This is a genomic window from Empedobacter sp. R750 (genome assembly GCF_030324345.1).
GTDB classification, from domain to species: domain Bacteria; phylum Bacteroidota; class Bacteroidia; order Flavobacteriales; family Weeksellaceae; genus Empedobacter; species Empedobacter falsenii_C.
In genome coordinates this window covers 44,409-69,870 of the sequence record NZ_JACAGF010000015.1, presented here as the reverse complement: position 1 = coordinate 69,870, position 25,462 = coordinate 44,409, and the positions used below count along the sequence as shown (strand labels likewise).

At 31.3% G+C, this 25,462-nt stretch carries 23 protein-coding genes; 12 read left to right on the top strand and 11 right to left on the bottom strand.

The annotated features are described in order from the left end of the window. Positions 1–16: 16 nt before the first annotated feature. From HXZ74_RS13975 to HXZ74_RS13965, 3 genes are all read right to left on the bottom strand, one after another. Entirely contained in the window at positions 17–2,266 is a 2,250-nt protein-coding gene (locus tag HXZ74_RS13975; RefSeq protein WP_286475911.1) for a TonB-dependent receptor, read from the bottom strand. A 126-nt stretch (positions 2,267–2,392) separates the two neighbouring features. Then, positions 2,393–2,845 (bottom strand): HYC_CC_PP family protein, encoded by a 453-nt coding sequence (locus HXZ74_RS13970; protein ID WP_286475909.1) that lies wholly within the window; start codon positions 2,843–2,845, stop codon positions 2,393–2,395. A 92-nt stretch (positions 2,846–2,937) separates the two neighbouring features. Continuing rightward, positions 2,938–3,456 (bottom strand): hypothetical protein, encoded by a 519-nt coding sequence (locus tag HXZ74_RS13965; protein ID WP_280045980.1) that lies wholly within the window; start codon positions 3,454–3,456, stop codon positions 2,938–2,940. 54 nt (positions 3,457–3,510) lie between these two features. Between HXZ74_RS13965 and HXZ74_RS13960 the strand changes: the two genes are divergently transcribed. The 3 genes from HXZ74_RS13960 (at position 3,511) to HXZ74_RS13950 (ending at position 6,415) form a co-directional block, all read left to right on the top strand. Continuing rightward, complete coding sequence (locus HXZ74_RS13960; RefSeq protein ID WP_280045982.1) at positions 3,511–4,266, top strand: glycoside hydrolase family 25 protein; 756 nt, start codon at positions 3,511–3,513, stop codon at positions 4,264–4,266. 138 nt (positions 4,267–4,404) lie between these two features. Beyond that, positions 4,405–5,940: a glycine--tRNA ligase gene (locus tag HXZ74_RS13955; RefSeq protein ID WP_135836741.1), complete on the top strand. Its 1,536-nt coding sequence runs from the start codon at positions 4,405–4,407 to the stop codon at positions 5,938–5,940. A gap of 133 nt (positions 5,941–6,073) precedes the next feature. After that, positions 6,074–6,415: a phage holin family protein gene (locus HXZ74_RS13950; protein WP_180906207.1), complete on the top strand. Its 342-nt coding sequence runs from the start codon at positions 6,074–6,076 to the stop codon at positions 6,413–6,415. 64 nt (positions 6,416–6,479) lie between these two features. Here the strand turns inward: HXZ74_RS13950 and HXZ74_RS13945 are convergent, their stop codons facing one another. Both HXZ74_RS13945 and HXZ74_RS13940 read right to left on the bottom strand, forming a co-directional pair. After that, positions 6,480–7,229 (bottom strand): polysaccharide deacetylase family protein, encoded by a 750-nt coding sequence (locus HXZ74_RS13945; RefSeq protein WP_286475907.1) that lies wholly within the window; start codon positions 7,227–7,229, stop codon positions 6,480–6,482. Between the two features lie 40 nt (positions 7,230–7,269). Then, the gene (locus HXZ74_RS13940) at positions 7,270–8,289 is read right to left on the bottom strand and encodes a helix-turn-helix transcriptional regulator (protein WP_286475904.1); all 1,020 of its coding nucleotides are present in this window, start codon (positions 8,287–8,289) and stop codon (positions 7,270–7,272) included. A gap of 800 nt (positions 8,290–9,089) precedes the next feature. On the opposite strand from HXZ74_RS13940, the gene HXZ74_RS13935 reads away from it, so the two are divergent. The 4 genes from HXZ74_RS13935 to HXZ74_RS13920 are packed head-to-tail and all read left to right on the top strand — an operon-like array spanning position 9,090 to position 13,429. Further along, a complete protein-coding gene (locus tag HXZ74_RS13935; protein WP_286475903.1) occupies positions 9,090–10,181 on the top strand; it encodes a slipin family protein in 1,092 nt (363 codons plus the stop codon). Then, positions 10,178–10,933 carry a nucleotidyltransferase domain-containing protein gene (locus HXZ74_RS13930; protein ID WP_286475901.1) on the top strand — a complete coding sequence of 252 codons (756 nt, stop codon included), beginning with the start codon at positions 10,178–10,180 and terminating at the stop codon, positions 10,931–10,933. The genes HXZ74_RS13935 and HXZ74_RS13930 overlap by 4 nt, the downstream gene beginning before the upstream one ends. Next, entirely contained in the window at positions 10,930–11,997 is a 1,068-nt protein-coding gene (locus HXZ74_RS13925) for a DNA polymerase beta superfamily protein (protein ID WP_180906202.1), read from the top strand. Before HXZ74_RS13930 ends, HXZ74_RS13925 begins: the two co-directional genes overlap by 4 nt. Further along, positions 11,984–13,429, top strand: coding sequence for an RtcB family protein (locus HXZ74_RS13920; RefSeq protein ID WP_280062936.1), 1,446 nt, complete (start codon positions 11,984–11,986; stop codon positions 13,427–13,429). The genes HXZ74_RS13925 and HXZ74_RS13920 overlap by 14 nt, the downstream gene beginning before the upstream one ends. A 43-nt stretch (positions 13,430–13,472) precedes the next feature. Here HXZ74_RS13920 and HXZ74_RS13915 read toward each other — a convergent pair whose 3' ends face one another. Then, positions 13,473–14,270: a coproporphyrinogen III oxidase gene (locus HXZ74_RS13915; protein WP_286475899.1), complete on the bottom strand. Its 798-nt coding sequence runs from the start codon at positions 14,268–14,270 to the stop codon at positions 13,473–13,475. A 76-nt stretch (positions 14,271–14,346) separates the two neighbouring features. Continuing rightward, positions 14,347–14,778, bottom strand: coding sequence for a hypothetical protein (locus HXZ74_RS13910; RefSeq protein ID WP_038334655.1), 432 nt, complete (start codon positions 14,776–14,778; stop codon positions 14,347–14,349). Between the two features lie 290 nt (positions 14,779–15,068). Between HXZ74_RS13910 and HXZ74_RS13905 the strand changes: the two genes are divergently transcribed. Beyond that, positions 15,069–16,022, top strand: coding sequence for an isopenicillin N synthase family dioxygenase (locus HXZ74_RS13905; RefSeq protein WP_280048979.1), 954 nt, complete (start codon positions 15,069–15,071; stop codon positions 16,020–16,022). A 61-nt stretch (positions 16,023–16,083) separates the two neighbouring features. On the opposite strand, the gene HXZ74_RS13900 is transcribed toward HXZ74_RS13905, so the two are convergent. The 3 genes from HXZ74_RS13900 to HXZ74_RS13890 all read right to left on the bottom strand — a co-directional run bounded on the left by HXZ74_RS13900 (position 16,084) and on the right by HXZ74_RS13890 (position 18,989). Continuing rightward, complete coding sequence (locus tag HXZ74_RS13900) at positions 16,084–16,599, bottom strand: hypothetical protein (protein WP_286475897.1); 516 nt, start codon at positions 16,597–16,599, stop codon at positions 16,084–16,086. A 48-nt stretch (positions 16,600–16,647) separates the two neighbouring features. Next, positions 16,648–17,220 (bottom strand): hypothetical protein, encoded by a 573-nt coding sequence (locus tag HXZ74_RS13895; protein WP_280062933.1) that lies wholly within the window; start codon positions 17,218–17,220, stop codon positions 16,648–16,650. Positions 17,221–17,684: 464 nt separating this feature from the next. Further along, a complete protein-coding gene (locus HXZ74_RS13890; protein ID WP_286475895.1) occupies positions 17,685–18,989 on the bottom strand; it encodes a M28 family metallopeptidase in 1,305 nt (434 codons plus the stop codon). 192 nt (positions 18,990–19,181) lie between these two features. Between HXZ74_RS13890 and HXZ74_RS13885 the strand changes: the two genes are divergently transcribed. The 4 genes from HXZ74_RS13885 (at position 19,182) to HXZ74_RS13870 (ending at position 24,948) form a co-directional block, all read left to right on the top strand. Further along, positions 19,182–20,360, top strand: coding sequence for a thiolase family protein (locus HXZ74_RS13885; RefSeq protein ID WP_115001279.1), 1,179 nt, complete (start codon positions 19,182–19,184; stop codon positions 20,358–20,360). 157 nt (positions 20,361–20,517) lie between these two features. Continuing rightward, positions 20,518–21,471, top strand: coding sequence for an acetyl-CoA carboxylase carboxyltransferase subunit alpha (locus HXZ74_RS13880; RefSeq protein WP_038334644.1), 954 nt, complete (start codon positions 20,518–20,520; stop codon positions 21,469–21,471). Positions 21,472–21,570: 99 nt separating this feature from the next. Then, on the top strand, positions 21,571–23,160 hold the full coding sequence (gene dnaB, locus HXZ74_RS13875) for a replicative DNA helicase (RefSeq protein WP_286475893.1): 1,590 nt from the start codon (positions 21,571–21,573) through the stop codon (positions 23,158–23,160). Between the two features lie 414 nt (positions 23,161–23,574). Then, entirely contained in the window at positions 23,575–24,948 is a 1,374-nt protein-coding gene (locus HXZ74_RS13870; RefSeq protein ID WP_280062925.1) for an NAD-dependent succinate-semialdehyde dehydrogenase, read from the top strand. 58 nt (positions 24,949–25,006) lie between these two features. On the opposite strand, the gene HXZ74_RS13865 is transcribed toward HXZ74_RS13870, so the two are convergent. Continuing rightward, positions 25,007–25,405 carry a group III truncated hemoglobin gene (locus HXZ74_RS13865; RefSeq protein WP_286475891.1) on the bottom strand — a complete coding sequence of 133 codons (399 nt, stop codon included), beginning with the start codon at positions 25,403–25,405 and terminating at the stop codon, positions 25,007–25,009. Positions 25,406–25,462 lie beyond the last annotated feature (57 nt).

The window sequence follows — 25,462 nt, the reverse complement described above, 5'->3', positions numbered from 1 at the left end:
TATTATTTTTATGATTTTATTTTAAACTAAATCTTAATCCAGCATAATACATTTGTCCAAAAATTGGCGCATAAACTATCGAGCTATCGAAATTTGAACCAAAAGGATTATCTGCTCCTAAAATTACGCGATGTTGTTGATAATTCGTTACATTTTCTCCTCCAACATATACTTCAAAACCTTTTGAGAAAACACGTGTAATCTGGAAATTAATTGTTCCAAATGGATTCGAATAATCATTCAATTGATTTTCTGGTAAATTATCTGATGTATTTGGCAAACGCTGTTTTCCAATCCAATTGTATGTCGCATCAAAACGCCAATTCTTACCATTCTTTTCATGTGTTTCATATTCAAGATTGGTAAAGAAACGATGTTTCGCTTGTAATGGACGCTCTAATTTTCCGTCTTCATAATCAGTTGCTATATCATAATATTTGTACGATGCTCTAATTTTGAAATGCGTAAATGGATTATAATTAAAATCAAATTGGAACGAATTTGCATACGAATCTCCTTCTAAATTATAAAATCTTACTTGACGAGCCGAATAATCGATATCAGTTACAATTTGATTTTGAAAATCTGTTCGATAAAAATCTGCTGTTACATCTGCATTTTTTCCAAATAATTTAAACTCTTGCGTCACACTAAATCCATAATTCCATGCAATTTCTGGATCTAGACCATATATTTTTCCATTTCTATCGCCCAAAATATTAAATTGTCTTGAAGATGCAAATAAATTCTGATTTTCTGCAAATATATTATTGATTCGTTTTCCACGACCAACCGACGCTTTTATTGTTGTTCCTTTTACAGGTGTATAACGCGTATGCAAACGAGGTGTTAAGAAAAATCCCATTCGATTATTATAATCTCCACGAAGCCCAGCAATCATATTGAAATTCTTCATATTATCAAATGTATATTCGAAAAATGCTCCTGCAGAATTATCAATTCGATCATAATTTACATCAGTCGGAAGCGCTACAAATTCCTTGAATTTATCGTACGTAAAACTCGCTCCTGTAGAAAATTTATTTTTTGTATTGCTAATAATCGAACTGAAAATATAGTTGGAATAAAAACTTTGTTGCTCAATATCATATTGATTCAATCCGAAGTAAGAATCTTGTTTATGATAACTAAACGCCGTTTGCAATCCCATACTTTGATAAGGCATTTCTGGAAAAACATACCCAATTTTTGACGAAACATCCACACGATTTGTATTGATTTCTGATCCCCAATAATTTGTTGTTAATTTGTCGCGATCTTTATCAAAATCAACTTGTCCTGCTTGTTTTGTATCATTCAAATATCGTGCAGATAAAAATCCAACCCAACCTTTTTCTAAGTTTTGATATTGCCAACGATTCATCACATTAATTTGATGTCCAAGCGGATTATCCAAAAATCCATCATCGTTCATATCATTTTTTGCAACGCGTGCATTTCCATGCATAAACAAAGAAGTACTCCATTTATCATTCAATTTTTTGTTCAAATGCACATTTCCTTCGAAGCGCGAATCTGTCGAACCATAAAGATTCACAAACAACGGAATATCATTTGAAGGTTTAATTAATTCTGTATTAATCTGCCCAGAAATACTTTCATAACCATTAATCACTGTTCCTGCACCTTTCGTCACCTGAATACTTTCTACCCAAGTTCCTGGCGTAAAACTAAGCCCAAAAGCTTGCGAAGCTCCACGAACATTTGGTATATTTTCTTCTGCAATCAAAATATAAGGAGAAGTTAAACCTAACATTTTAATTTGCTTATTTCCCGTTACAGCATCCGAAAAATTGACATCAATAGAAGGATTTGTTTCAAAAGATTCAGCTAAATTACAACATGCCGCTTTCAACAATTCCTTTCCTGTCATTGTCGTCATATTGGTTGCAAACTTCGATTTTTTAAGCGAACTACTTGTATCACGAACCACAACTTCATTCAACGAAGTATCACCAAAATGATCTTTTACATTGATCGTGATATTCTGAAATTCGTCTTTTAATTCCTTAAAAGTTGTCGTTTCATTGTCATAAAAAACACCTAAAATTGAGGTTGGTTGATAATTTTCGATCTCAAAATTTCCCTTTTCATCTGTGATAACAGAAATATCTGACGATCGCCAAAACACTTCTGCTCCAACGATTGGTTGTTGATTTTGATCTGTAATTTTTCCCTTTAATGTAGATTGCGCGTAAGATAACGCAGCACTTAGTATAAATACTGAAGTGAATATTTTTTTCATTTTTACGATTTAAGGCTCAATGCCTATTTATTATTTTGTACTTGTTGATTAGATTTTCATCAAATACTTTAATATTCAGATAATAGCGTATTGTTTTCTGATTGATTTAATCAAAAACAACGGATATTATCCTTCGTAAAATGTTAATTGAGAATTGAGTATATAATTTGGCGGTGCATTTGACGCAACATAAAAACCAAGGAAATTTGATTGATTGCTCACCTCTTCATCTTGAATAGGAATTCTAATTTGAAGAATTTCAGAAGCTATAAAACTAATCGGAACAAGTTTCTGTATTTTGACAGTTTGCTTTTCTACAAACTTATCCGAATACGAAATATCCTTGCAACAATCGTCTTTTTTAGAGTTATTGTTTTCTGGTAATTCGCAATGCTTTTTTTCTGTTTTTGAAGGACAACACGAAGTAGAAATTTCCATTTCGCGCGAATTATTATCCAAATGATTCAACTTCACTTGCTCCATCACTCCTTGACAAAAGTGCATAGAAAATGCGTAGCTAAGATTTGAAAAAATCAAAACCACCGACAAAACATACTTTATGTACTGTTGCATTTTCATGTTGGACAAAAATAAACAAAAAATTCAAATCAAAATAAACTGAAATTTATATCTTTTTCCAAGTTTATTATAGAATTTTCAGTTTTACTAAATCATCTTTTCGGTTGCTTGTTCATCGGAATATTAATAATTCCAGAACCATTTACCAACGATTTATCGTTTTCGTTAACAACTTTCAAAACGACTTCAAAATCTTGCCAATCTATTCCTTGCAAAGTCACTAAACCTGTTGCTTTATCAATCGATTTTATTTTAAATCCTTTATCAGGAAAATCTTGTCCATCGACAATCGGATCAAATCCTAGACCAACTTCTGGCTCAACTTTAAAAGCAGAATCTTGCACAAATTTGTATCTATCTTTAAAACTTTGCGTCAACAATTCGTTTTGTTTAATATACTCATCTTGATTTATTTTACCAATTGTATCCATAATATAATCAACATAATTATTCATAAAATCAAGCGCAACACTATAATTAACATCTGATTCATTAACCGAATCTTTCACTTCACTTTCAACTTTATTTTCCGTTGATGAACTAGATGAATTATTAGAATTACAACTTGTAACAAAACTTAATAATAGAACAGGAAGAATAAACTTTTTCATAAGGTTATCATTTTTTTAATGATTTAAAAGTATGTTTTTTTGATTGAAATATAAATGATTAATTTAGATAAAATATTTTATTATAATGACATGCATTTAAGTAGAAAAAAATATATCAAACTTTTACCATTTTCATTAATCTTATTAATTGGTATTTTATTTTATACAGGAGTTTTGAGATTTAACTATCCATCATCTAAAAAATACCCTATACAAGGAATTGATGTTTCTAATCATCAAAATTTAATTGAATGGGAAAAAATAGACAAAACTAAAATTCATTTTGTATATATAAAAGCTACAGAAGGAAGAGATTTTAAAGATAAACGTTTCGATTATAATTGGAAAAATGCTAAAAAAAATCGTTTTTTTGTTGGCGCATATCATTTTTTCACTTTTTGCAAAACAGGTGAAGAGCAGGCTAATAATTTTATAGAAACAGTTCCTATTGAACAAAATAATTTGCCACCTGTAATTGATTTGGAATATGGTGGAAATTGTAAACTTGTAATATCTAAAAATGAATTGATTTCTGAAATCAAGATTTTTGAAAATATTATTCATTCACATTACAACAAAAAACCTATTCTTTATGTGACTGAAGAATTTTATAATGATTATTTGATAGGTCAATTTGAGGAAAATATGATATGGTTTAGGGATATATATAAAAAACCAACTATTAAGGATAATAGACATTGGGATTTTTGGCAATTTGCGAATAGAGCGCACATAAAAGGGATAAATACTTATGTTGATTTGAATGTTTTCAATGGAAACCAAGAAGATTTTAATAAATTAGTTAAATAATTATTTTTCTTATTAGCCTAACAATATCGATTTATTTTTTTATTAAGTGATTAAAGCTTTATGATTTTATCAAAATATACCTCAATAGTCATCAAAAATCACTAAAATTGCACTTTAAATAAGAACACACAATTAATTATGTCAGAAGATATTTTCAAGAAAGTAGTTTCTCATGCGAAAGAATATGGTTTCATTTTTCAGTCGAGTGAGATTTATGATGGATTATCAGCCGTTTACGATTATGGTCAAAACGGAGCTGAGCTAAAAAATAACATCAAACAATATTGGTGGAAAGCAATGGTACAAATGCACGAAAATATTGTCGGCATTGATTCTGCTATTTTTATGCACCCTACTACTTGGAAAGCTTCGGGCCACGTTGACGCGTTTAATGATCCTTTGATTGATAACAAAGATTCTAAAAAACGTTACCGTGCCGATGTTTTAATTGAAGATCATTGTGCAAAAATTGAAGGTAAAATCGAGAAAGAAGTTGCAAAAGCTGCAAAACGTTTCGGTGATGCTTTTGATAAAGATCAATTTGTTGCGACAAATCCTCGTGTTGTAGAATATCAAAATCAAATCAATACAATTTTAGCGCGCATGGGAAAATCTTTGGAAAACGAAGATTTAGATGATGTAAAAGCTTTGATTGAAGAATTAGAAATTGCTGATCCTGTAACTGGTTCTAAAAACTGGACAGAAGTTCGTCAATTCAACTTGATGTTCGGAACAAAATTAGGTGCAACAGCTGATCAGGCAATGGATTTATATTTGCGCCCAGAAACGGCTCAAGGTATTTTCTTAAATTACTTGAACGTACAAAAATCTGGACGTATGAAATTACCTTTCGGAATTGCTCAGATTGGTAAAGCTTTCCGTAATGAGATTGTTGCACGTCAATTTATTTTCCGTCAACGTGAGTTTGAACAAATGGAAATGCAATTTTTCGTAAAACCAGGAACTGAGTTAGATTGGTACGAAAAATGGAAAGAAACACGTTTACGTTGGCACCAAACATTAGGTTTAGGAAATGATAATTACCGTTTCCACGACCACGAAAAGTTAGCGCACTATGCAAATGCTGCTGCTGATATTGAGTTTAAATTCCCATTCGGATTCAAAGAATTAGAAGGAATTCACTCTCGTACAGATTTCGATTTGAAAGCTCACGAACAACATTCAGGTAAAAAAATTCAATATTTCGATAACGAAACAAACGAATCGTACACACCTTACGTGGTAGAAACTTCTGTAGGTTTGGATCGTATGTTCTTAGCAGTTTTCTCAAATTCATTGAAAGAAGAAGTTTTAGAAGATGGATCAGAACGTGTAGTATTGTCTTTACCAGCTGCATTAGCGCCAATTAAAGCGGCTGTTTTACCATTAGTTAAAAAAGATGGTTTACCTGAATTAGCGAAAGAAATTTTGAAAAAATTACGTTTAGATTACAACGTAATGTACGAAGAAAAAGATACAATCGGGAAACGCTATCGTCGTATGGATGCGATTGGAACTCCTTTCTGTATCACTGTTGACCATGATTCGTTAAACGACAATTCTGTTACTTTACGTTACCGTGATACAATGGAACAAAAACGTGTTAATATTGATGAGTTAGCTCAAATTATCGACAAAGAAGTGAACATGAAATATCTTTTTGAACAATTATAAAAAGAATATTTTCTCAATACAATAAGATCAAAGCTCAGAAATTTCTGAGCTTTTTTTATTTTTATTAAAATTTTTAACAATTTGGCAAAGCTTTTGATTTTAATTGGAAATATTAATCTAAAAAATACAAATTATGGGCTTTATTATTAATCTTCTGGTATCAGCATTAGTTGTTTTCGGACTTGCTAACATTTTACCTGGAGTATCTGTAAAAGGGTATGGTTCTGCAATTATCGTTGCAATTGTTATTGGACTTTTAAACGCTATTGTAAAACCAGTTTTAAACTTTATTAGTTTACCTGTAACAATCTTAACATTAGGATTATTTTCTTTTGTGATTACAGCAATTATTATCTTATTAGCAAGCGCAATTATGGGAGATAGTTTCCATGTTGACGGATTCTGGTACGCATTATTATTTGGTATTGTTTTAGCGGTTGTCAATTCTTTAGTTGGAGGAATGATGGGAGACTAATTTACACAAATTATTACATATAAAAAGCTGTCCAATTTGGACAGCTTTTGTATTTTATAAAGGTTTATTGAGGATAAAATTTTATTTGCTCAAAAATATAATTATAATGTTTTCTAAGAAGATCAACCAATTGTTTCAATTCGGACTCTTCCCATTTATTCTGAAACATTTCATCATGAATCAACACAACTATATTATTCTTTGTAAAGGTTTTATTCGATTCTAATTGATTAACAATTTGTTTATAAATCGCTTGAACAGATTGCACCGGCGTTCCATCTTTTGCATGATGAGCCCATTCCAAATCCCAGCCAATAACCTTATAACCCAACTTTGCTAAACCATCAGCCGTTTGCACTCCTGAAGCTCCATCATTCTTCGATTTCCCATCCAATCTCCACATGTTTCTTCCGGGTAAACGAACAATTTTATCTTGTAATTTTAAGGTCGATTGATTTTTCAAAATATCCGCAACCGACGTTTGCTCGTTACTATAAAACTTTTTGTACTCATCATTCGCATGTGTCCAACTGTGATTACATTCTTCGATATACGGGTTATCTTCGTAATATTTAAAATAATCCGTCATTGTTTTATTTTTCTCCACATGTTCTCCTACAAGAAAAACAGTCACTTTTAACTTCTCATTTTTGAAAACCTCATCAATATTTTCACTTCCATTCAAAGGTCCATCATCAAAAGTTAAATAGATGTATTTCTTCACAGAATTACTCGTTTTCTGCGCAAACAAACTTGTAGAAAAGCTTAATAAAAAAACACTCAAAAGTGTCATCAATTTTTTATTCCATATCATTTAAGGTAGTTTTTAATGAATTAAATGTATGAAAGAAATTCTATTTTTTATATTTTTCTAATGCTTTTTCTAATCGTGTTTTAATTCTTTTTTTCACTAATCTCGGCGCAAGAACTTCTATTTCTTCTCCAAATCCTAAAAGCTCTCGTTCCAACTCAAAATTATGTACAACTTCTATCGAAAATAAAGTTCCTTCATCCGTCACTTCCAATACTTTTTGCGTCGCATGAATTGGTTTTGTCACCACATAAGGCGCCAATTTTTTATTCACACGAAAAACAACACGTTGCTCTCTTTCTTTCACACTTTTCGTTACACCAATCGCATTGTTGTAATACGTATCAAAATTAATCTCTTGCTCATCCACAAAAGGTTCATTTGCCAACTCATAAAATTCAACTATTCTGTCCAAAGCCAACGTATACAAATTTTTATCTTTTCTCGATTTTGCCAATAAAAACCAACGATTACGATATTCTTTCAACAAATACGGATAATAAACTTGTTGTTTTGGCTCTTGATTTTTTGCCTTGAATGATTGATACGAAATCAACAAAGGTTGCTTCTTCACAATTGCTTGATACAACCGATTCAAATGCTCCAAACCTTTTAATAAAGGATTTTCCTCAAACTGAATATAATTTGGTTGTTGATGAGTTTGTTTGGATAAATTATTTTCGAGACGCGTAATAATCTCGTTCATATCATCAAAATAATTAAAACCATTCAATTGTTTCATCACCGAAATCACTTCTTTCATTTTATCTAAATCAGCTGACGAAACAGGCGAATTATGAATTGAATAATCATGATCTTCATATTCATAAAACTTTTTTTCACGAACAACAATTGGCGCATTATAACCTAATTTATCACTACGCATCACTTGTATATCACCCTGAATTGTACGTTTCGAAACACCAGAAGTTATTCCTTCGTATTCATACAACGCTTCCGAAACTTTTTCTATCAAATCTTCTAATGTCCATTTTCTAAAATGATTTTGAAGACATTTATCGATCGTTTGATAACGTATTAATGCAATTTTATTGGTTGCCATGGTTGATTTCTTTGTTCAATACTACAAATTTCAAATCAAAGTACGCAATCTATTTGCGTAGAAATTTTTATTTCAACTTTTATTCAAAATATTTTCAATACAAAACTCTCTTTTCATCATCGTTTACAAATTATTTTGAAAAAATATTTTATTGCGCAATTCATTCGCACACTTCTACTCCAACTTTGTCAAAGGTTTAACAACCAAACGATTTTAATTGTTCCTTGACAAATGTTTCAGTATAGCATTGTAGTAGAAAATGTTTCATCACTTCTATTCTGAATAATTAAAATCCCAATGATGCACATGGGTCGAATCCCATTTTCAACTGAGGTTGAAATAGCTGAGCGGTATAGCAATCATTAATGATGGGTCGTAGGTTCGATTCCTACTTTCAGGAAACTGAAATAACTCAGTTGGTAGAGTAATCATTAAAATCAGACTTTTAATCTGTTTTTATCGCCCGAAAGGGTACCATTGGAAACAAAAAAGCTAAAAAGTTTTCTTTTCGAATAGAGAATTTATTTCGTAGAAATGAATTTGAAATAAGATCAAAAACTTGCTTAAAACCTGAATTTGAAACTTTAGTTGATGATTGATTTTAAAAGTTTAAACTAAAATATCAAGTCAAAATGATTTGATAAAAATTGTAAAAACAAGAAATCAAAATAAGCTGCTCAAACTTCAAACTCCGTTTTGAAAAAGGAAAATGATTTAGCTTTTTTAATTAAAAATTAAAAAAAAAGATTCTTCGACAAAAGGAGAAATATAAAATAGTAAAAACCTATAAAAATAATAATATGAAAAAATTAGCAATTAACAACCAAGAAATTGGAATCTATATCAAAAACAATGAAATCGAAAAAGTTTACTCAAAAGGAAACTATTGGATTTTGTTTAACAAAAACATCGAAAAATTAAACATCAACGAAATAATTGATGAAAAATACCATGCAATGTTTTTAGAAAATGAAACATTGAAATCGATGGTAGATTTTATCGAAGTATTACATAACGAAGTGTTGATTATTTACAAAAACAATCAAATCTATGATTCGTTTTACAATAAAAACGTGATGATTTGGAAGAATTCAACTCAATTAAAAGCGATAAAATTTGAGTTGAATTCTACTGAAGAAATTAAAAATTTAACAAAAAGAGAAATTGATATTTTGAGAAAAGCTGGAGCTATTCGTATCATTTCTGTTGCGCCATATTTCGAAGGAATTTTATTCAAAGACAATGAATTTGATTCGGTTTTAAAAGCTGGTGAATACCAATTTTACAACAACGAAACAAAAATTTCGATGGTTTCTTTTGATATGCGTCCGCAAACAATTGAAATTTCGGGACAAGAAATTTTGACAAAAGATAAAGCGCAATTGCGAATCAATTTTATGGTAAATTATCAAATTACTGATTTGTTAAACGCTTATCAATCGAACAAAGATTTCGAAAAAATGATTTATCAAGCGATTCAATTAGGTTTGAGAGAATTTATTGGAAACATGAATTTTGATGATTTGATGTCGGATAAAAATTCGGTAACGAATTATATCATTCAAAAATATCAAGCTCAATTCCAAGAAATTGGTCTAAAATTGATTGACGCAGGTATGAAAGACATTATTCTTCCAGGAGAAATAAGAGAAATTATGAACCGCGTTTTGATTGCCGAAAAAACGGCTCAAGCCAATTCGATTACGCGTCGTGAGGAAACTGCTTCGACAAGAAGCTTGTTGAACACTGCGAAATTGATGGAAGAAAACGAAACGTTATGGAAATTGAAAGAAATGGAATACATCGAAAAAATTGCTGATAAAGTGGGAGAAATCTCAATTTCTGGCGGATCGAATGTGTTAAATGAACTAAAAACAATGTTTACGAAATGAAACCAATCATTATAAATAAATTAAAAGAAATAGAAGATAAATATAACGTCAAAATTCTTTTTGCTATAGAATCTGGGAGCCGCGCTTGGGGCTTCCCTTCTACTGACAGCGATTACGATGTTCGATTTATTTACAAACGAAAAATTGAAGATTATCTAAAAATTGACCCAATTGATGATTTTATTGATTTAGAAATTATAGATGAACTGGATTTTAAAGATTGGGATATTCAAAAAGTTTTGCGCTTAATGTTGAAATCAAATTCGAGTATTAACGAATATTTACAATCTCCGATTCATTATATTTCTGATGAAATTTTCGAAAAAGAATTGTTCAATTTAGCTGCTTCACAATTCAATTCTCAAAAAGTTACCATGCATTATTTGGGAATTACAACAAAGCGATTGATTGAAATGGAACATCAAAACGAAATTAAACTCAAAAGTTTGTTTTATACTTTACGTTCGGTTCTTTCAGCGAAATGGATTGTAGAAAATAAAACAATTCCTCCGATGGAATTTGAAAAATTAAAACATTTAATCGGAGATAAAACAATCGAAAACCGAGTGGATAAATATCTTGAAATCAAAGCAAATGTTGATGAAAGTTTTAGAATTTCGAAAAATGATGAACTTTTCGATTGGTTAATTAATTTGAAAAATGAATTAAAAATCGAAACCGAAAAATTACCAAAAATTGAATTTGATAAAAACAAAATCAATGTATTTTTCATTAAAACCGTAACAAAATGAAACTAACAATAGAAGATCTAAAAAGTCAAAATTTAATTCTATTTGAATGTATAAGCGGAAGCAAAGCCTATAATTTGGCAACTAAAAATTCGGACACTGATATTCGTGGCATTTTTTATTTACCTAAAAATGAATTTTATGGTTTCGAATATCAAACGCAAGTGAGCAACGAAACCAATGATATTGTATATTATGAAATTGGTCGATTCATTGAATTATTATTGAAAAATAATCCGAGTTGTTTAGAAATCCTAGCAACTCCAGAAGAATTTGTTCTGTATAAATCGCCTTTGTTAGATGAATTAAATTATAAAGAGTTTATCACATCAGAAGTTGAGAAAACATTTGTTGGATACGCCTTGAGTCAAATCAAAAAAGCAAAAGGATTGAACAAGAAATTTCTAAATCCAATAGATGAAATCAGAAAAACCGTTCTTGATTTTTGTTATATTATTGATGATAACAAAACCATTTCTTTTGTTGATTGGATGAATTCAAATTCTTACAAACAAGCGTTTTGCGGACTAAGTAAAATCAATCATTCGAAAGATTTATTTGCGCTTTATTACAACGAAAAATCGAATTATAAAGGAATCGTAAAAGATAAAAATAATGATGATATTCGTTTGAGTGAAATTCCTAAAAATGAAAAACCAATTGCCTATTTCATTTTCCAAAAAGATGAATATTCCACTTATTGCAAGCAATACAAAGAATATTGGGATTGGATGAAATTGCGAAATGAAGATCGTTACACAACAAACATTGCGCATGAAAAAAATTACGATAGTAAAAATATGATGCACACGATTCGTTTGTTAAAAGTTGCGAAAGAATTAGTGGAAACAGGAAACCTAAATGTAAAACGAACAGAAGATCGTGACGAATTATTAGCGATAAAAAACGGAGATTTTTCTTATGAAGAAGTAATCGAAAAAGCTGAAAATTTACAACGAGAAATTGAAGAAAAATCTAAACTAAATTTTCTTCCAACCGAAATAAACTCTTCGAAAATGGAAGAATTTTTAATCAACCTTAGAACCAAATTATATGAAAACAACTGAACAACAAAATAAACCGATCAATGGAAACGATTTGATTGCCTTGGGTTATCCTGAAAACGAAATTTTAGGAATTGCCTTAAAAATCAACAAAAAAAGAAATGGTTACACAAAAGCCGAAATGCTTGATAAATATGCGCAAGTTTTTTCTTCGCCACAAGATTTTTTAGAAGATAAAATTTTCAAAACGCTTGCAAAAGGCTTTATCGATGGAATTCATTTACCAAATCAAGATGAAAACTTGATTGAATTGAATGAAAATCCAACCGATTTCAAAATTTATGGTGCGGAAAAAATTGAGGACGGCGCTTTAGAACAAATGAAAGTCGCCATGAAACTTCCTGTTACCGTTGCTGGCGCAATTATGCCTGATGCGCATCAAGGTTATGGATTACCAATTGGCGGAGTTTTAGCAACCAAAAATGCGATTATTCCTTATGGTGTCGGCGTTGATATTGGATGTAGAATGGCTTTATCGATTTATGATTTACCTGCTTCTCATTATTTTGAACATCACGATTCATTAAAAGAAACTTTGATCAAAAATACAAAATTTGGTGCAGGACATGGTTTTCATGGTCAATACAAAGCTGAACATCAGATTTTAGATGATGCAAAATTCGAGACGAATTCATTTATTCAAAATTTAAAAGATAAAGCGTGGTCGCAATTGGGTTCTTCTGGTGGAGGAAATCATTTTGTAGAATTTGGTTTGATTGATTTCAAGGAAGATGATGAAAAACTGAACATCAAAAAAGGTTCATATTTGGCTTTGCTAACGCACTCTGGATCGAGAGGTTTTGGCGCTACAATCGCTGGACATTATACAAAAATTGCAAAAGAAATTTGTAAACTTCCGTACAAAGCACAGAATTTGGCTTATTTAGATTTAGATTCAGCCGAAGGTCAAGAATATTGGATTGCGATGAATTTGGCGGGTGAATATGCTTCAGCTTGTCACGAAATTATTCATCAAAAAATTGCAAAATCAATTGGTGCTGAAGTTTTAGCGAAAGTAGAAAATCATCATAATTTTGCTTGGAAAGAAATTTACAATGGCGAAGAAGTCATTGTTCATCGAAAAGGTGCAACGCCAGCTTCTAAAGATATAATGGGAATTATTCCAGGTTCTATGACTGCGCCAGGATTTTTGGTTCGAGGAAAAGGTGAAGAAAATTCGATTCATTCTGCTTCGCATGGAGCTGGTCGACAAATGAGCCGAACACAAGCGATTAAATCATTATCTCAAAATAAGATAAACGATTATTTGAATGATTTTGGAATTACATTAATTGGTGGTGGAAAGGATGAAGCGCCAATGGCATATAAAGATATTCACGAAGTAATGGCTGCGCAACAAGATTTAGTAGATGTTGTGGCTACTTTTACGCCTAAAATGGTCAGAATGGCCGATGACGGATCGAGAGAAGATTAAAAAAATGCCTGAACAATTGTTCAGGCATTTTATATATTATAGATTAAATCCAATCTTTTGGATGTTTCAAAACATCGACTAATTTATATTCTTCCGAACCTTCTTCTGGCTGATGATTGTAGTGCCATTGCACATGTTTCGGCAAACTCATCAAAATAGATTCTATTCGTCCATTGGTTTTCAAACCAAACAAAGTTCCTCTATCATGAATTAAATTAAATTCCACATAACGACCTCTTCTAATTTCTTGCCATTCCTTTTGTTCAGCAGAAAATTCATCATTTTTGTGTTTTTCAACAATCGGAATGTAGGCTTCTAAAAATGAATTTCCTACTTCTGTTACAAAATCATACCATTGTTCAACTGTTTTTTCTGGAGTTGGTTTCAAATAATCAAAGAACAAACCTCCTATTCCACGAGCTTCTCCACGATGAGTATTCCAAAAATATTTATCACATTCTTCTTTATACTTCGGGTAAAAAGCCGCATCATGCGCGTCACAACTTTTTTTACAGATCATATGCCAATAATTCGCATGAGTCGTCGGAATATGTGGACTTGTTGGATGAATAACCAAACTCAATCCACAAGCAAAAAATTTACCCGATGAAACATTTAACGCTTTTTGCATTGTCTCAGGTAATTCACCATAAACTTTCGAAATATTAACACCAGCTTTCTCAAAAACAGCTCCGTCAGTTAAAACACAAGAAAGACCTCCGCCTCCTTCTTCGCGTTCCCAATTATCTCGTAAAAATTTTGCTTTACCATCAACTTCTTCAAGTTTGGCAATAATTTTATTTTGTAAGTCTTGTATATATTGAAAAAATTGATCTTTCATCATAAATATTTTTGCAAATATAGAATGAAATCTCCTTGTGGTAAAATTAGCCTTAAGATTAATAAAACTTCAAACCTTAATTTATAATTTTAAATGGTATATCAAAAATTAATCTTGCAGCTTCTCCTTTTTCAGTAACAGCAGGAATTATTTTTTTGTTGTCTTTTTTCAATTTTACAACATAATTCACAAAAGCCTCTTCAATAAGTAATTTCTCTGAATCATTTCCAATTACTTCTAAATCTTGAAACTCACCTTCTTTATTTATCTGAAATTTAACTTTTGCATTTACATTTATTTCATTAATTGTCAAACCATTATTTTTTAACACCTGTTCAACTTCAAGCAATAGCTGTTTATTAAAATCCTTACTAAAACAGTCTGCTAACTTCTTTACACCTTTCTTTTCAAATTTTTCACAACCAGGATAAATCATCATCCTAGCCTTCCCTTTTTCTTGAGCAAAGACAATTGAACTAAATAATAAAAAAGTAAATAGTAATTTCATTCATTTTAATTTTTTGTAATATAACAAAACCCATATCCATTATCAGAATTATAAGTAATATATATTAAAATACAATTTTAAATAGTAAATGCTTATATTTATCAAAATCAATAGAACCTTCAAAATAAACTTAATATCATTAAAAATAAATATTTTAGCCAATTAAAATCATTTAAACGATTTAATTTTAAATCAAACCAATAGCAATCCAAAAAAGTTATTAACAATATTATTCACAAAAGAAATCTTTCTATACCTTTGCAGAAGAAATTTTATAAAACAAAATATAAATGTCACAAAACGGAATTCCATCGGTTAATTTAGCAGACTTTTTATCTGATGATCCTGCAAGAAAACAAAAATTTGTCAACGAAATTGGTCAAGCATACGAAGAAATCGGATTCGTTGCTTTGAAAGGACATTTTTTATCTGACGAATTAGTTGAAAATTTATATAAAAGCGTTCGCGAATTCTACGCTTTACCTACAGAAACAAAACAAAGTTATGTAGTAGAAGGAATTGGTGGTCAACGCGGTTATACAGCTTTCGGAAACGAACATGCTAAAGGTAGAACTGTTGGTGACTTGAAAGAATTTTGGCATTTTGGACAGTATTTATCTGAAGAAGATAAAGCGAAATACAACTATCCAGAAAATGTTGATGTAAACGAAGTTCCAGGTTTTAACACTTATGGTGAAGAAACATACAAACAATTAGAAAAAACTGGAGTTTACGTTTTACGTGCTTTGGCTTTATTCTTAGGTTTAGACGAGTTTTACTTTGATGATAAAGTGAAAAACGGAAACTCTATTTTGAGAGCAATTCACTATCCTCCTATCACGGAAGAACCTAAAGATGCAGTTCGTGCAGGTGCTCACGGAGATATTAACTTGATTACATTGTTAATGGGAGCGCAAGGTCGTGGATTACAAGTGCAACGTCATGATGGAACTTGGGTTGATGCAATTGCTGCTGACGACGAATTGGTGATTAATGTTGGTGACATGTTATCTCGTCACACAAACAACAGATTAAAATCAACAATTCACCAAGTGGTTAATCCAGAGAAAGAATTATGGGGAACATCTCGTTTTTCTATTCCATTCTTTATGCATCCAATTTCTGAAATGGATTTATCTGTTTTAGAAGATTGTGTAACAGAAGAAAATCCAAAACAATTTGAAGATATTACAGCTGGAGATTTCTTGACTCAGCGTTTAAGAGAAATTGGTTTAATTAAATAAGCCATATTTAATCTATTATTTCATAAAAAAAGAGAGTTGATTTCGTCAACTCTCTTTTCGTTTACATGCCTCTTACGTACATGTTGTAGTTAAAAATATCCAAACACAACAAGGTGTATTTATAATCGTTTTTATTGATATCCACTTCCAAAACTGGATCCGAATTATAAAATCTAATCTTTAGATTATCATTCTTATCCAATAATAGATAAATGGAAGAAATCGTTGGACGAATATCATTCATCCAATTTTTCAAAGATTCTTTTGAATCTTTAATCAACTCAAATTTTTGAAAATATTCTTGAAAAAAATTCTCCAAACGTTGCACTTGTGTCAAACGATCCAATTCACGATATAAGTCAATAAAAACACATAATTTTTCGCGCTTTGGACAAACACACGGATACGGGTGTTCGCCATTATAAAACCATCTCTGCCACTTTTTACAAGACGTCTCTTCTATCGCTTTCTCAAATTCATCTTCATACTTTAAAAGCCACCAATTCATACGGCAAATTCGTAAATTACCTTTTGATAATTGCAAAAGCTCGTCTATATAAGCGCTAACGTTTAACATCAATTAAAAATTTGAGTCTTGCTAATTTACAATTTTTCTGATTGAATTTTAATGTTTTAAGAATAATTTTTCAAATTTTAGAATCTTAAATTGCTCATCAAATAAAATGTCATAAAAGAACATTTTTTCCTTCATCGTTTTATTTTTCATTTGCACATTTCGAACTGGAATTAAGACGTTAAATTGAAATTTTCTATCTTTTTCGAAGTGATTAACAGCCGCATAATAAATCAAATTGTACCACGAATCAATTGGTGCATAAATTCCATAAAAGTCAGGATATAGCGCATCTGCTTCATCTTTGTAAACATTGGTAATCGAATAATTATCAATCTCAAATTTCGAAACACATCTATAGGTTGTTAACTTAGAACAAATTGAAGTGTCTTGTACATATTTCGCCGAATCTAATTTCAGTCCAAATTCGTCCATTTTATAATCTTCAAACTTATTAATTGTAGGATCTACCACAATTTTTTTGTTCGGAAATTCTAAACTTTGTTTTTGGATATCTTGTAAAATAGTATCGTATATTTTAGTTCGAATTTGATTTGGGTTAACATTTTGCGCATCAACAAATAACACAATATGTAAGGAAAAAACCAATAAAAAAAGTCTCATTTTGGCGTTTTTGGTTTAAAATTTGTTTAAATTTATGAAGTCTTTACGATTCAAAATCAAATTTAGTTGAAAAGATTTCAAATCTTATGATTTCATCATCTTTTCGTAAATAAATAGTTAAAAAGGTGTTAAAGTACGTTTTCACGTAATTACATATTAACTATTATTGTTTATTTTTAATGAGTTAATATAAAGATTAATATCCGACAACAAACGCTTGTTATAAATGTTTTCTATACCTATTATAAATAAAATCTTTTACAATTTCTCCAAATAAGACATAAAAGTTAGACATTTGCAGTGTCAAATAATTTATTCATAGATAGTAAGACAAAGAGTAACAACGAGTATAACGAAATTGATTTATGAAGTTTGGAATTACTCGCACTCTTTTTACTTTTTAGAGTTTTTTATAGTAGTTTAGGTTGGTTAGTAATCCGTTCACTTTGAACGGATTATTTTTTTTATAGCTTATTTATAAAATCTTTCAACAAATTATATACTTTTTCAGTGTAACTCAAATCCAAACTTTCAGCTGTATCATTGGGGTCATGATAAAAACCTTTTCCTCCTAATGTATAAATAAAAAACGATGGAACACCTTTCAAATAAAACGGACAATGATCGGAATTACACGATTCTCCTCGAGTTTTAACTTCTTTTAGATAATTATTTGTTTGATTTAATTCAACTAATTTTTCAAATTGATTTTTAAAAACTTTACCATTCACAACTTGAATTCCTTGATCGCCTGCTCCCATAATATCTAGATTTACAAGAAATTTGATTTGATTTAATGGAAAAAGAGGATGATTGACATAATAATCTGCACCTAAAATTCCCGCTTCTTCACCAGCAAAAGCCATAAAAACCGTTCTGTAATTAGGTTGATGTTTCGAATAATACTTCATCAGCGTCATCATCATCGCTGTTCCGCTCGCATTATCACTCGCTCCAGGAAAAATAGTTTGTCCAACTTTACCTAAATGATCATAATGAGCCGAAATCACGATTACGCTATCATTATTCTTTCCGTCAATGTAACCAATTATATTATTTGCCTCGAATGAATTATTTAATTCTGAATCAATAGAATAATCGTTTATTTTTAAATTTTTAGAATAAAATTTATCTGAAATAATAAATTCTGAAATCGAAGATTGTCGTTGACTAAGACTCGACGTTAATTTATCGGAAGTAAATCTAAAAATCGCCCGATTTTGATTCTCATCTTTCTCATAAATATTCGCCCATTGTTTGTAATATTTCTGAATAGAATCTATAGAAGTCGTTAAAGGCGGCAAAATAATATGTTTACCTTTTTGAGATTCATCATCTTTCACAATAAAATTTCTCGTTTTATCTTTCGATTGAAAAGATTCGATATAGGCTTTTGTGTCAAAAATATAAAAAGGTAAATTCGTTTTTGAAATTGATTTAGAACTTGGTTTTACAATAAAATCAATTCCATATTTCAATTCTTTTCCATTAATTTTCAGTTTTGCATCTTTGATAATATTAATTGGAAAAGTAAACGTTTGATTATAGTGATTAGAAAAAGATTTCAATCCATTTTTTTGAAATTCGTTTTGTAAATAAATTCCAGCATTTGTCATTCCATTTTCTGCATAACCTCTACCAGCAAACGAATTTGACGTAAGCGAATCTAAAATTGTTTTAAAATATTTTTGATCAAAGGTTTGCGCATTTCCGATTGCAATTGCAAAACATGAAATCAAACCAAATAACATCATTTTTATCTTCAGCATTTTAATCATTTTATCATCCAAAAAATATTCTATTCTAAGATAATTATCATTTTAACAAAAAAAATCAATTATCTGTATTAAGTCAATAACAAATTTAAAAAATCTTTAAAAAGTAAATCAAATTAATACTACTATAAATTTTATATCTTGCATTATTAAGTTATCATAATAAAAACAACAAATCACAATTAAATGAAAGAAGTCGTAATCGTTTCAGCTGTTCGTACAGCAATGGGATCTTTTTTGGGAAGTTTATCTAACGTTCCAGCTACAGATTTAGGCGCAACAGCTATTAAAGGAGCTTTAGATAAAATCAACTTAGATGGATCTTTGGTTGATGAAGTATATATGGGAAATGTATTGCAAGCTGGTGAAGGACAAGCGCCTGCTAAGCAAGCAATGATAAAAGCAGGTTTACCAAATACAATTCCTGCAACAACGGTAAACAAAGTTTGTGCTTCTGGTATGAAAGCTGTAATGTTTGCTACGCAAGCGATTCGTTTGGGTGATGCAGATGTTGTAGTTGCTGGAGGAATGGAAAACATGTCGATGGTTCCTTTTTATTCGCCAAATGCAAGAACTGGAAATAAATACGGAAATACAGTTTTGTTAGATGGAATTGTGAACGATGGTTTACAAGACTACTACAGCAAAGAAATGATGGGACTTTTTGGAGATACTTGTGCAACTGAATTCAATATTTCTCGTGAAGAGCAAGATGAATTCGCAATTAATTCTTACAAAAAATCTGCTGCTGCTTGGGCTGCTGGAAAATTTGACAACGAAGTTGTTCCTGTAGAAATTCCTCAACGCAAAGGAGAACCTGTTATTTTTAAAGAAGACGAAGAATATAAAAATGTAAACTTTGATAAAGTTCCAGGTTTACGTGCAGTTTTCTCTAAAGACGGGACTGTAACTGCTGCAAATGCTTCTACAATCAATGATGGAGCTTCTGCTTTGGTATTAATGTCTTTAGACAAAGCAAACGAATTAGGATTAAAACCTCTTGCAAAAGTTATTGCTTATGCTGATGCTTCTCAAGAACCTTCAAAATTTACAACTGCACCAGCTAAAGCGGTTGAAAAATTATTAAAAAAAGCAAATATGACTGCTGCTGATGTTGATTTCTGGGAATTTAACGAAGCGTTTTCAGTTGTTGGAATTGCAAATACTAAATTATTAAATCTTGATGCTTCTAAAGTTAATGTAAATGGAGGAGCGGTTTCTATCGGTCATCCACTTGGAAATTCTGGATCACGAATTTTGGTTACATTATTAAATGTTTTAGAGCAAAACGGAGGAAAAATTGGAGGTGCAGCTATCTGTAATGGTGGCGGTGGAGCATCTGCAATGATTATCGAAAAAATTTAATTTTAGATCAAATACACGATGAAAGCGTCTAATCTGTAGACGCTTTTTTATCTTTTGAAATTAAAATACTTGTAAAAAATCTGAAAAACATTCGACATTTATTATAATTGGCTTAAAAACCTTTTCTATATTTGTTGGATTGAACAAACACTTTTGTATGGAATATTTAGAATTTGAACAACCTATCAAAGATTTAGAAGAACAGTTACAAAGCTGTCAAATCGTCGGCGAAGGAAGCGGTGTTAACATCAAACAGGCTTGCGTTGAAATTGAAATTGCAATTGAAAATAAAAAGAAGGAAATCTATGGTAATTTAACGCCATGGCAACGTGTACAATTGTCTCGTCACCCTTCTCGCCCTTATACTTTAGACTACGCTTACGCGATAACAGATAACACGTTTATCGAGATTCACGGAGATAGAACTTTTGCTGACGACAAAGCAATGGTTGGTGGTATGGGAAAAATCAATGGTCAAACTTTTATGATTATTGGTCAACAAAAAGGGAAAAATACCAAAGAAAGACAATATCGTCGTTTCGGGATGTCTAATCCAGATGGTTACCGCAAAGCTTTACGATTGATGAAGTTAGCAGAAAAGTTTAATATTCCTGTCTTGACTTTAGTCGACACTCCTGGTGCATATCCTGGTTTAGAAGCTGAAGAAAGAGGTCAAGGTGAAGCTATCGCTAAAAACATCTACGAAATGTTGAAACTTACAGTTCCTATCATTACAATTGTAATTGGTGAAGGAGCTTCAGGTGGAGCATTAGGAATTGGAGTTGGAAACAAAGTTTTCATGTTAGAAAACACTTGGTATTCTGTAATTTCACCAGAAAACTGTTCTACAATTTTATGGAGAAGTTGGGATTACAAAGAGCAAGCTGCTTCGCAAATGAAATTAACTGGTCCTGATATGTTAGAATTAGGATTAATTGAAGATATCATTCAAGAACCGCTTGGTGGAGCACACTACAAACCAGAAGTTGCATACACAAACTTGAAAAATAAAGTTTTAGACACTTACAACGAATTGAAAAAACTTTCTCCAAAAGAATTACAACAACAACGTCAAGAACGTTACATCAAATTCGGAGAATTTTCAGGATAAAATATTATTTTACAATAATACTTATTGTAGAATATACGATTTTAAAACGAGATATAAAATTAGTTATATCTCGTTTTTTTATTTAATTTTGGAACTCTTATGGAACAAGCAAATTATAATCCCGAAATACCAGCTAACAAGCACAATGTCATTGGTTTAGAGAAAGGTAAACTTCCTCCACAAGCTGTTGATTTAGAGCAAGCTGTACTTGGCGCGATGATGATTGATAAAAAAGGGTTGGACGAAGTCATTGACATTCTTACGCCGCAAGTTTTTTATCGTCCAGAGCATCAGGCGATTTATGCTGTCATTCAAAAATTATTTAACGATTCAGAACCAATTGATTTATTAACGGTTTCGAATGAGTTGAAAAGTGAGGGCAAATTAGATCGTGTTGGAGGTGATTATTATTTGATTCAATTAACGCAAAAAGTTTCTTCTTCTGCGCACGTGGAATATTATGCTCGTGTTATTCAAGAAAAATATATTCTTCGTCGTTTAATTGAAATTTCGAATCAAGTCATTGAAAAATCATACGATGATACTGCCGATGTATTTGATTTATTGGATTATTCTGAATCGAAATTATTCGAAATTACAGAAGGTGGAATCAAACGTAGTTATTCGGAAGCAAGAGATTTGGTAACAGAAGCTATTGATAAAATTAAAGCCCAATCTACAAAAGAAGGAATGTCTGGTTTATCTTCTGGATTTACAGAAATTGACAAAATTACTTCGGGTTGGCAAGAATCGGATTTGATTATTTTAGCCGCTCGTCCTGGTATGGGTAAAACTGCTTTTATCCTTTCGATGGCGAAAAATATGACGGTTGACAAAAATATTCCGGTTGCTGTTTTTTCATTAGAAATGTCTTCTGTTCAGTTGATTACGCGTATGATTTCGGGTGAAACTGGAATTTCGGGTGAAAAATTGCGTAAAGCAAAATTAGCCGATCACGAATGGAAACAATTATACACAAAAGTAAAAGGTCTTGAAAATGCGCCGCTTTACATTGACGATACGCCCGCCCTTTCGATTTTCGATTTAAGAGCAAAAGCACGTCGTTTGGTTTCTCAACATGGTGTAAAAATGATTTTGATTGACTACTTGCAGTTGATGACTGCTGGTGGAAAAGCAAATGGAAACCGTGAGCAAGAGATTTCGATGATTTCGCGTTCCTTAAAAGCAATCGCAAAAGAGTTAAGTATTCCTGTTATTGCACTTTCGCAGTTATCTCGTTCGGTAGAAACTCGTGGAGGAAGTAAACGTCCTTTACTTTCGGATTTACGTGAATCTGGAGCGATTGAGCAAGATGCCGATATCGTTTCGTTTATTTATCGTCCCGAATATTATAAATTGGAATATTGGGATGATGAAAGTGAACCTTGTGCTGGACAAGCAGAGTTTATCATTGCGAAACACCGTAATGGTGCGTTAGAAAATGTACGTTTAAGATTCATTAATGAGCAAGCTAAATTTACCGATTTGGAAACTGATAATTTAGGTCTAATTGAAAGTTCTATGAATAAATCAATTGGACATGATAATTCTACAAATCCTTTAGACAATTTAAATTTCAATTCTACAAGTCCTTTAGAAGCCTTTGGTCTTGAAGAATTAAGAGATGATAACTCAAGTCAAGAATATAATAGTCTTATGAATGACGATGATGATAACTTGCCATTTTAAAAGAAAATTTCAGTTAATAAATATTATGTCAAGCTGAATTCATTTCAGCTACTCATCATTATGTTTTTTTTATAATCAATAATTTAAAAGATACCTCGACAAGCTCGGTATGACAAATCGTTTTTGTTTTAAATTTATTTTATTAATTATAATATGTGCTTCTGAAAAGGGTTCAGAATGGTGTCTGCTTCAATTAATTGTTTTATCAAATTTGTCAAGTAATCTAAAACCTTAAACATTTCGAAAAGAAAAATTTCTGAATTCAGCAAACAATCATCTAGCTTAAATTAATATAAAAACTAAACAATCAACTACATTTGGTTTTATTCAACAAACTATCAGTTTTATTTATCCTAAAAGTTTTGTTAGGAACGAGAATTGCTACAACTTTGTATACATTAAATAAAGAGTGAAATGGCAAGTTCAATCAGAACATTAAATCCTGCTACAGGTAAAATAGAAAAAGAATTTCAAGCCTACACAAGCGAAGAAATCAATCAATATATAGACGACGCAAACGAATTATATCAAACATGGCGATTCGAATCTTTCGAAGAAAGAAAAGCTGTAATGAAACGTGTCGCAAACGAAATGCGCAAGCAAAAAACTCGATTAGCTGCTTTGATTACAACAGAAATGGGAAAACCATTGTATGAAAGTGAAATCGAGATTGATTATAGTGCAAATATCATCGAATATTACGCTGATAATGCAGAAGAATTCTTAGCAAATGTTCCTTTACAAACAGAAAAAGGTGATGCTTATGTGGTTTCAGAACCAATTGGTGTCTTGTTAGGTGTTATGCCTTGGAATTTCCCTTTTTCTCAAATTGCGCGTTTTGCTGGTCCTCACATTATGGCTGGTAACACAGTTGTTTTGAAAACGGCTTCTAATATTCCGCAATGTGGAATCGCTTTCGAAGAAATGTTTACAGCTGCTGGCGCTCCAAAAGGTTTGTACAAAAACTTGTTGATGTCAGGAAAAGACACAGATGCAATTATCAATAACCCAAAAATTGTTGGTGTTTCTTTAACTGGTTCCGAAGCTGCTGGTGCAGTGGTTGCAAGTATCGCTGGTAAAAATGTAAAACCTTCTGTTTTAGAACTTGGTGGTTCTGATCCAATGATTGTTTTGAATGATGCGGATATCGAAAAAGTAATGAACGGAACAATTAATGGTCGTTTACGTAATGCTGGACAAGCCTGTACTTCTTCGAAACGTATTATTGTACAAGATGGTATTTACGACGAATATTTGAAAAAAATTACGGACTATGTAAACGGAATGAAAGTTGGTGATCCTACACAAGCAGATACCAATATGGGACCTGTAAGTTCGGAAAGTGCATTAGAAAAATTAGTTGAGCAAATTAATGATTCAGCAGATAAAGGAGCAACAATTGTTTCAGGAGGAAAACGTATTAATCGTGATGGTTTCTTTTTACAACCAACAATTTTGACAGATTTAAAACCTGGAATGAAGGCTTATGACGAAGAAGTTTTTGGACCTGTGGTTTGTATTTGGAAAGTGAAAGATGTAGAAGAAGCAATCAAAATTGCGAATGATACGCCTTACGGATTAGGTGCTTCTATTTATACAGAAGATGTTCCAAATGCGGAAAAAATCGCTCGCAGAATAGATTCGGGAATGGTTTACGTAAACAAACAAGTTTCTTCAAGCCCAGATTTACCTTTCGGAGGTGTAAAACATTCGGGTTACGGACGCGAACTTTCTAAAGCTGGAATTATGGAATTTATCAATAAAAAATTAATCATGATTGCGAAATAATTTTTCAATCATATCTAAAATCATACAAAAAATGCAACTTCATAAAAGTTGCATTTTTTTATTGAATAAATCCTTGTTTTTGTTCCATTTGGTCAATTTTGAAAAGAATTAAATCACGCATAATTTTTGCTCGATTTTTTGCTTCATTAGCTATTTCTCCTTCAAATTTTTCGTCAATTATTCCGTACCACAATTCAATCCAACGCTCGAAATGGTGTGGTTTTAATTTCTCTTTCTGACTCAAAACCAAATGTGTTCGCATTGGCCAACCCTCAAAAGTTGCTTTTCCTAACAAAACAGTTTCCCAAAACTGAATCATATGCGGCAAATGTTCGTCCCAATTTACCTTTGCAACTTCCGAAAAAAAGTAACCAATTACGTCATCTTCTTGCACTTTATCGTAAAACGTATTTACCAATAAAGCAACATCTTCTGAAGTTTCAATATCTTTTTTCATTAAAACAAATTTACAAAGAACTTAATTCAATTCATCAATGTTTTTAATCACGAAAAA

Bases quoted from the DNA above. Each gene is read 5' to 3' on its own strand.
- HXZ74_RS13975 (WP_286475911.1), bottom strand. From the start codon at position 2,266: ATGAAAAAAATATTCACTTCAGTATTTATACTAAGTGCTGCGTTATCT.
- HXZ74_RS13970 (WP_286475909.1), bottom strand. From the start codon at position 2,845: ATGAAAATGCAACAGTACATAAAGTATGTTTTGTCGGTGGTTTTGATT.
- HXZ74_RS13965 (WP_280045980.1), bottom strand. From the start codon at position 3,456: ATGAAAAAGTTTATTCTTCCTGTTCTATTATTAAGTTTTGTTACAAGT.
- HXZ74_RS13960 (WP_280045982.1), top strand. From the start codon at position 3,511: ATGATTAATTTAGATAAAATATTTTATTATAATGACATGCATTTAAGT.
- HXZ74_RS13955 (WP_135836741.1), top strand. From the start codon at position 4,405: ATGTCAGAAGATATTTTCAAGAAAGTAGTTTCTCATGCGAAAGAATAT.
- HXZ74_RS13950 (WP_180906207.1), top strand. From the start codon at position 6,074: ATGGGCTTTATTATTAATCTTCTGGTATCAGCATTAGTTGTTTTCGGA.
- HXZ74_RS13945 (WP_286475907.1), bottom strand. From the start codon at position 7,229: ATGATATGGAATAAAAAATTGATGACACTTTTGAGTGTTTTTTTATTA.
- HXZ74_RS13940 (WP_286475904.1), bottom strand. From the start codon at position 8,289: ATGGCAACCAATAAAATTGCATTAATACGTTATCAAACGATCGATAAA.
- HXZ74_RS13935 (WP_286475903.1), top strand. From the start codon at position 9,090: ATGAAAAAATTAGCAATTAACAACCAAGAAATTGGAATCTATATCAAA.
- HXZ74_RS13930 (WP_286475901.1), top strand. From the start codon at position 10,178: ATGAAACCAATCATTATAAATAAATTAAAAGAAATAGAAGATAAATAT.
- HXZ74_RS13925 (WP_180906202.1), top strand. From the start codon at position 10,930: ATGAAACTAACAATAGAAGATCTAAAAAGTCAAAATTTAATTCTATTT.
- HXZ74_RS13920 (WP_280062936.1), top strand. From the start codon at position 11,984: ATGAAAACAACTGAACAACAAAATAAACCGATCAATGGAAACGATTTG.
- HXZ74_RS13915 (WP_286475899.1), bottom strand. From the start codon at position 14,270: ATGAAAGATCAATTTTTTCAATATATACAAGACTTACAAAATAAAATT.
- HXZ74_RS13910 (WP_038334655.1), bottom strand. From the start codon at position 14,778: ATGAAATTACTATTTACTTTTTTATTATTTAGTTCAATTGTCTTTGCT.
- HXZ74_RS13905 (WP_280048979.1), top strand. From the start codon at position 15,069: ATGTCACAAAACGGAATTCCATCGGTTAATTTAGCAGACTTTTTATCT.
- HXZ74_RS13900 (WP_286475897.1), bottom strand. From the start codon at position 16,599: ATGTTAAACGTTAGCGCTTATATAGACGAGCTTTTGCAATTATCAAAA.
- HXZ74_RS13895 (WP_280062933.1), bottom strand. From the start codon at position 17,220: ATGAGACTTTTTTTATTGGTTTTTTCCTTACATATTGTGTTATTTGTT.
- HXZ74_RS13890 (WP_286475895.1), bottom strand. From the start codon at position 18,989: ATGCTGAAGATAAAAATGATGTTATTTGGTTTGATTTCATGTTTTGCA.
- HXZ74_RS13885 (WP_115001279.1), top strand. From the start codon at position 19,182: ATGAAAGAAGTCGTAATCGTTTCAGCTGTTCGTACAGCAATGGGATCT.
- HXZ74_RS13880 (WP_038334644.1), top strand. From the start codon at position 20,518: ATGGAATATTTAGAATTTGAACAACCTATCAAAGATTTAGAAGAACAG.
- dnaB (WP_286475893.1), top strand. From the start codon at position 21,571: ATGGAACAAGCAAATTATAATCCCGAAATACCAGCTAACAAGCACAAT.
- HXZ74_RS13870 (WP_280062925.1), top strand. From the start codon at position 23,575: ATGGCAAGTTCAATCAGAACATTAAATCCTGCTACAGGTAAAATAGAA.
- HXZ74_RS13865 (WP_286475891.1), bottom strand. From the start codon at position 25,405: ATGAAAAAAGATATTGAAACTTCAGAAGATGTTGCTTTATTGGTAAAT.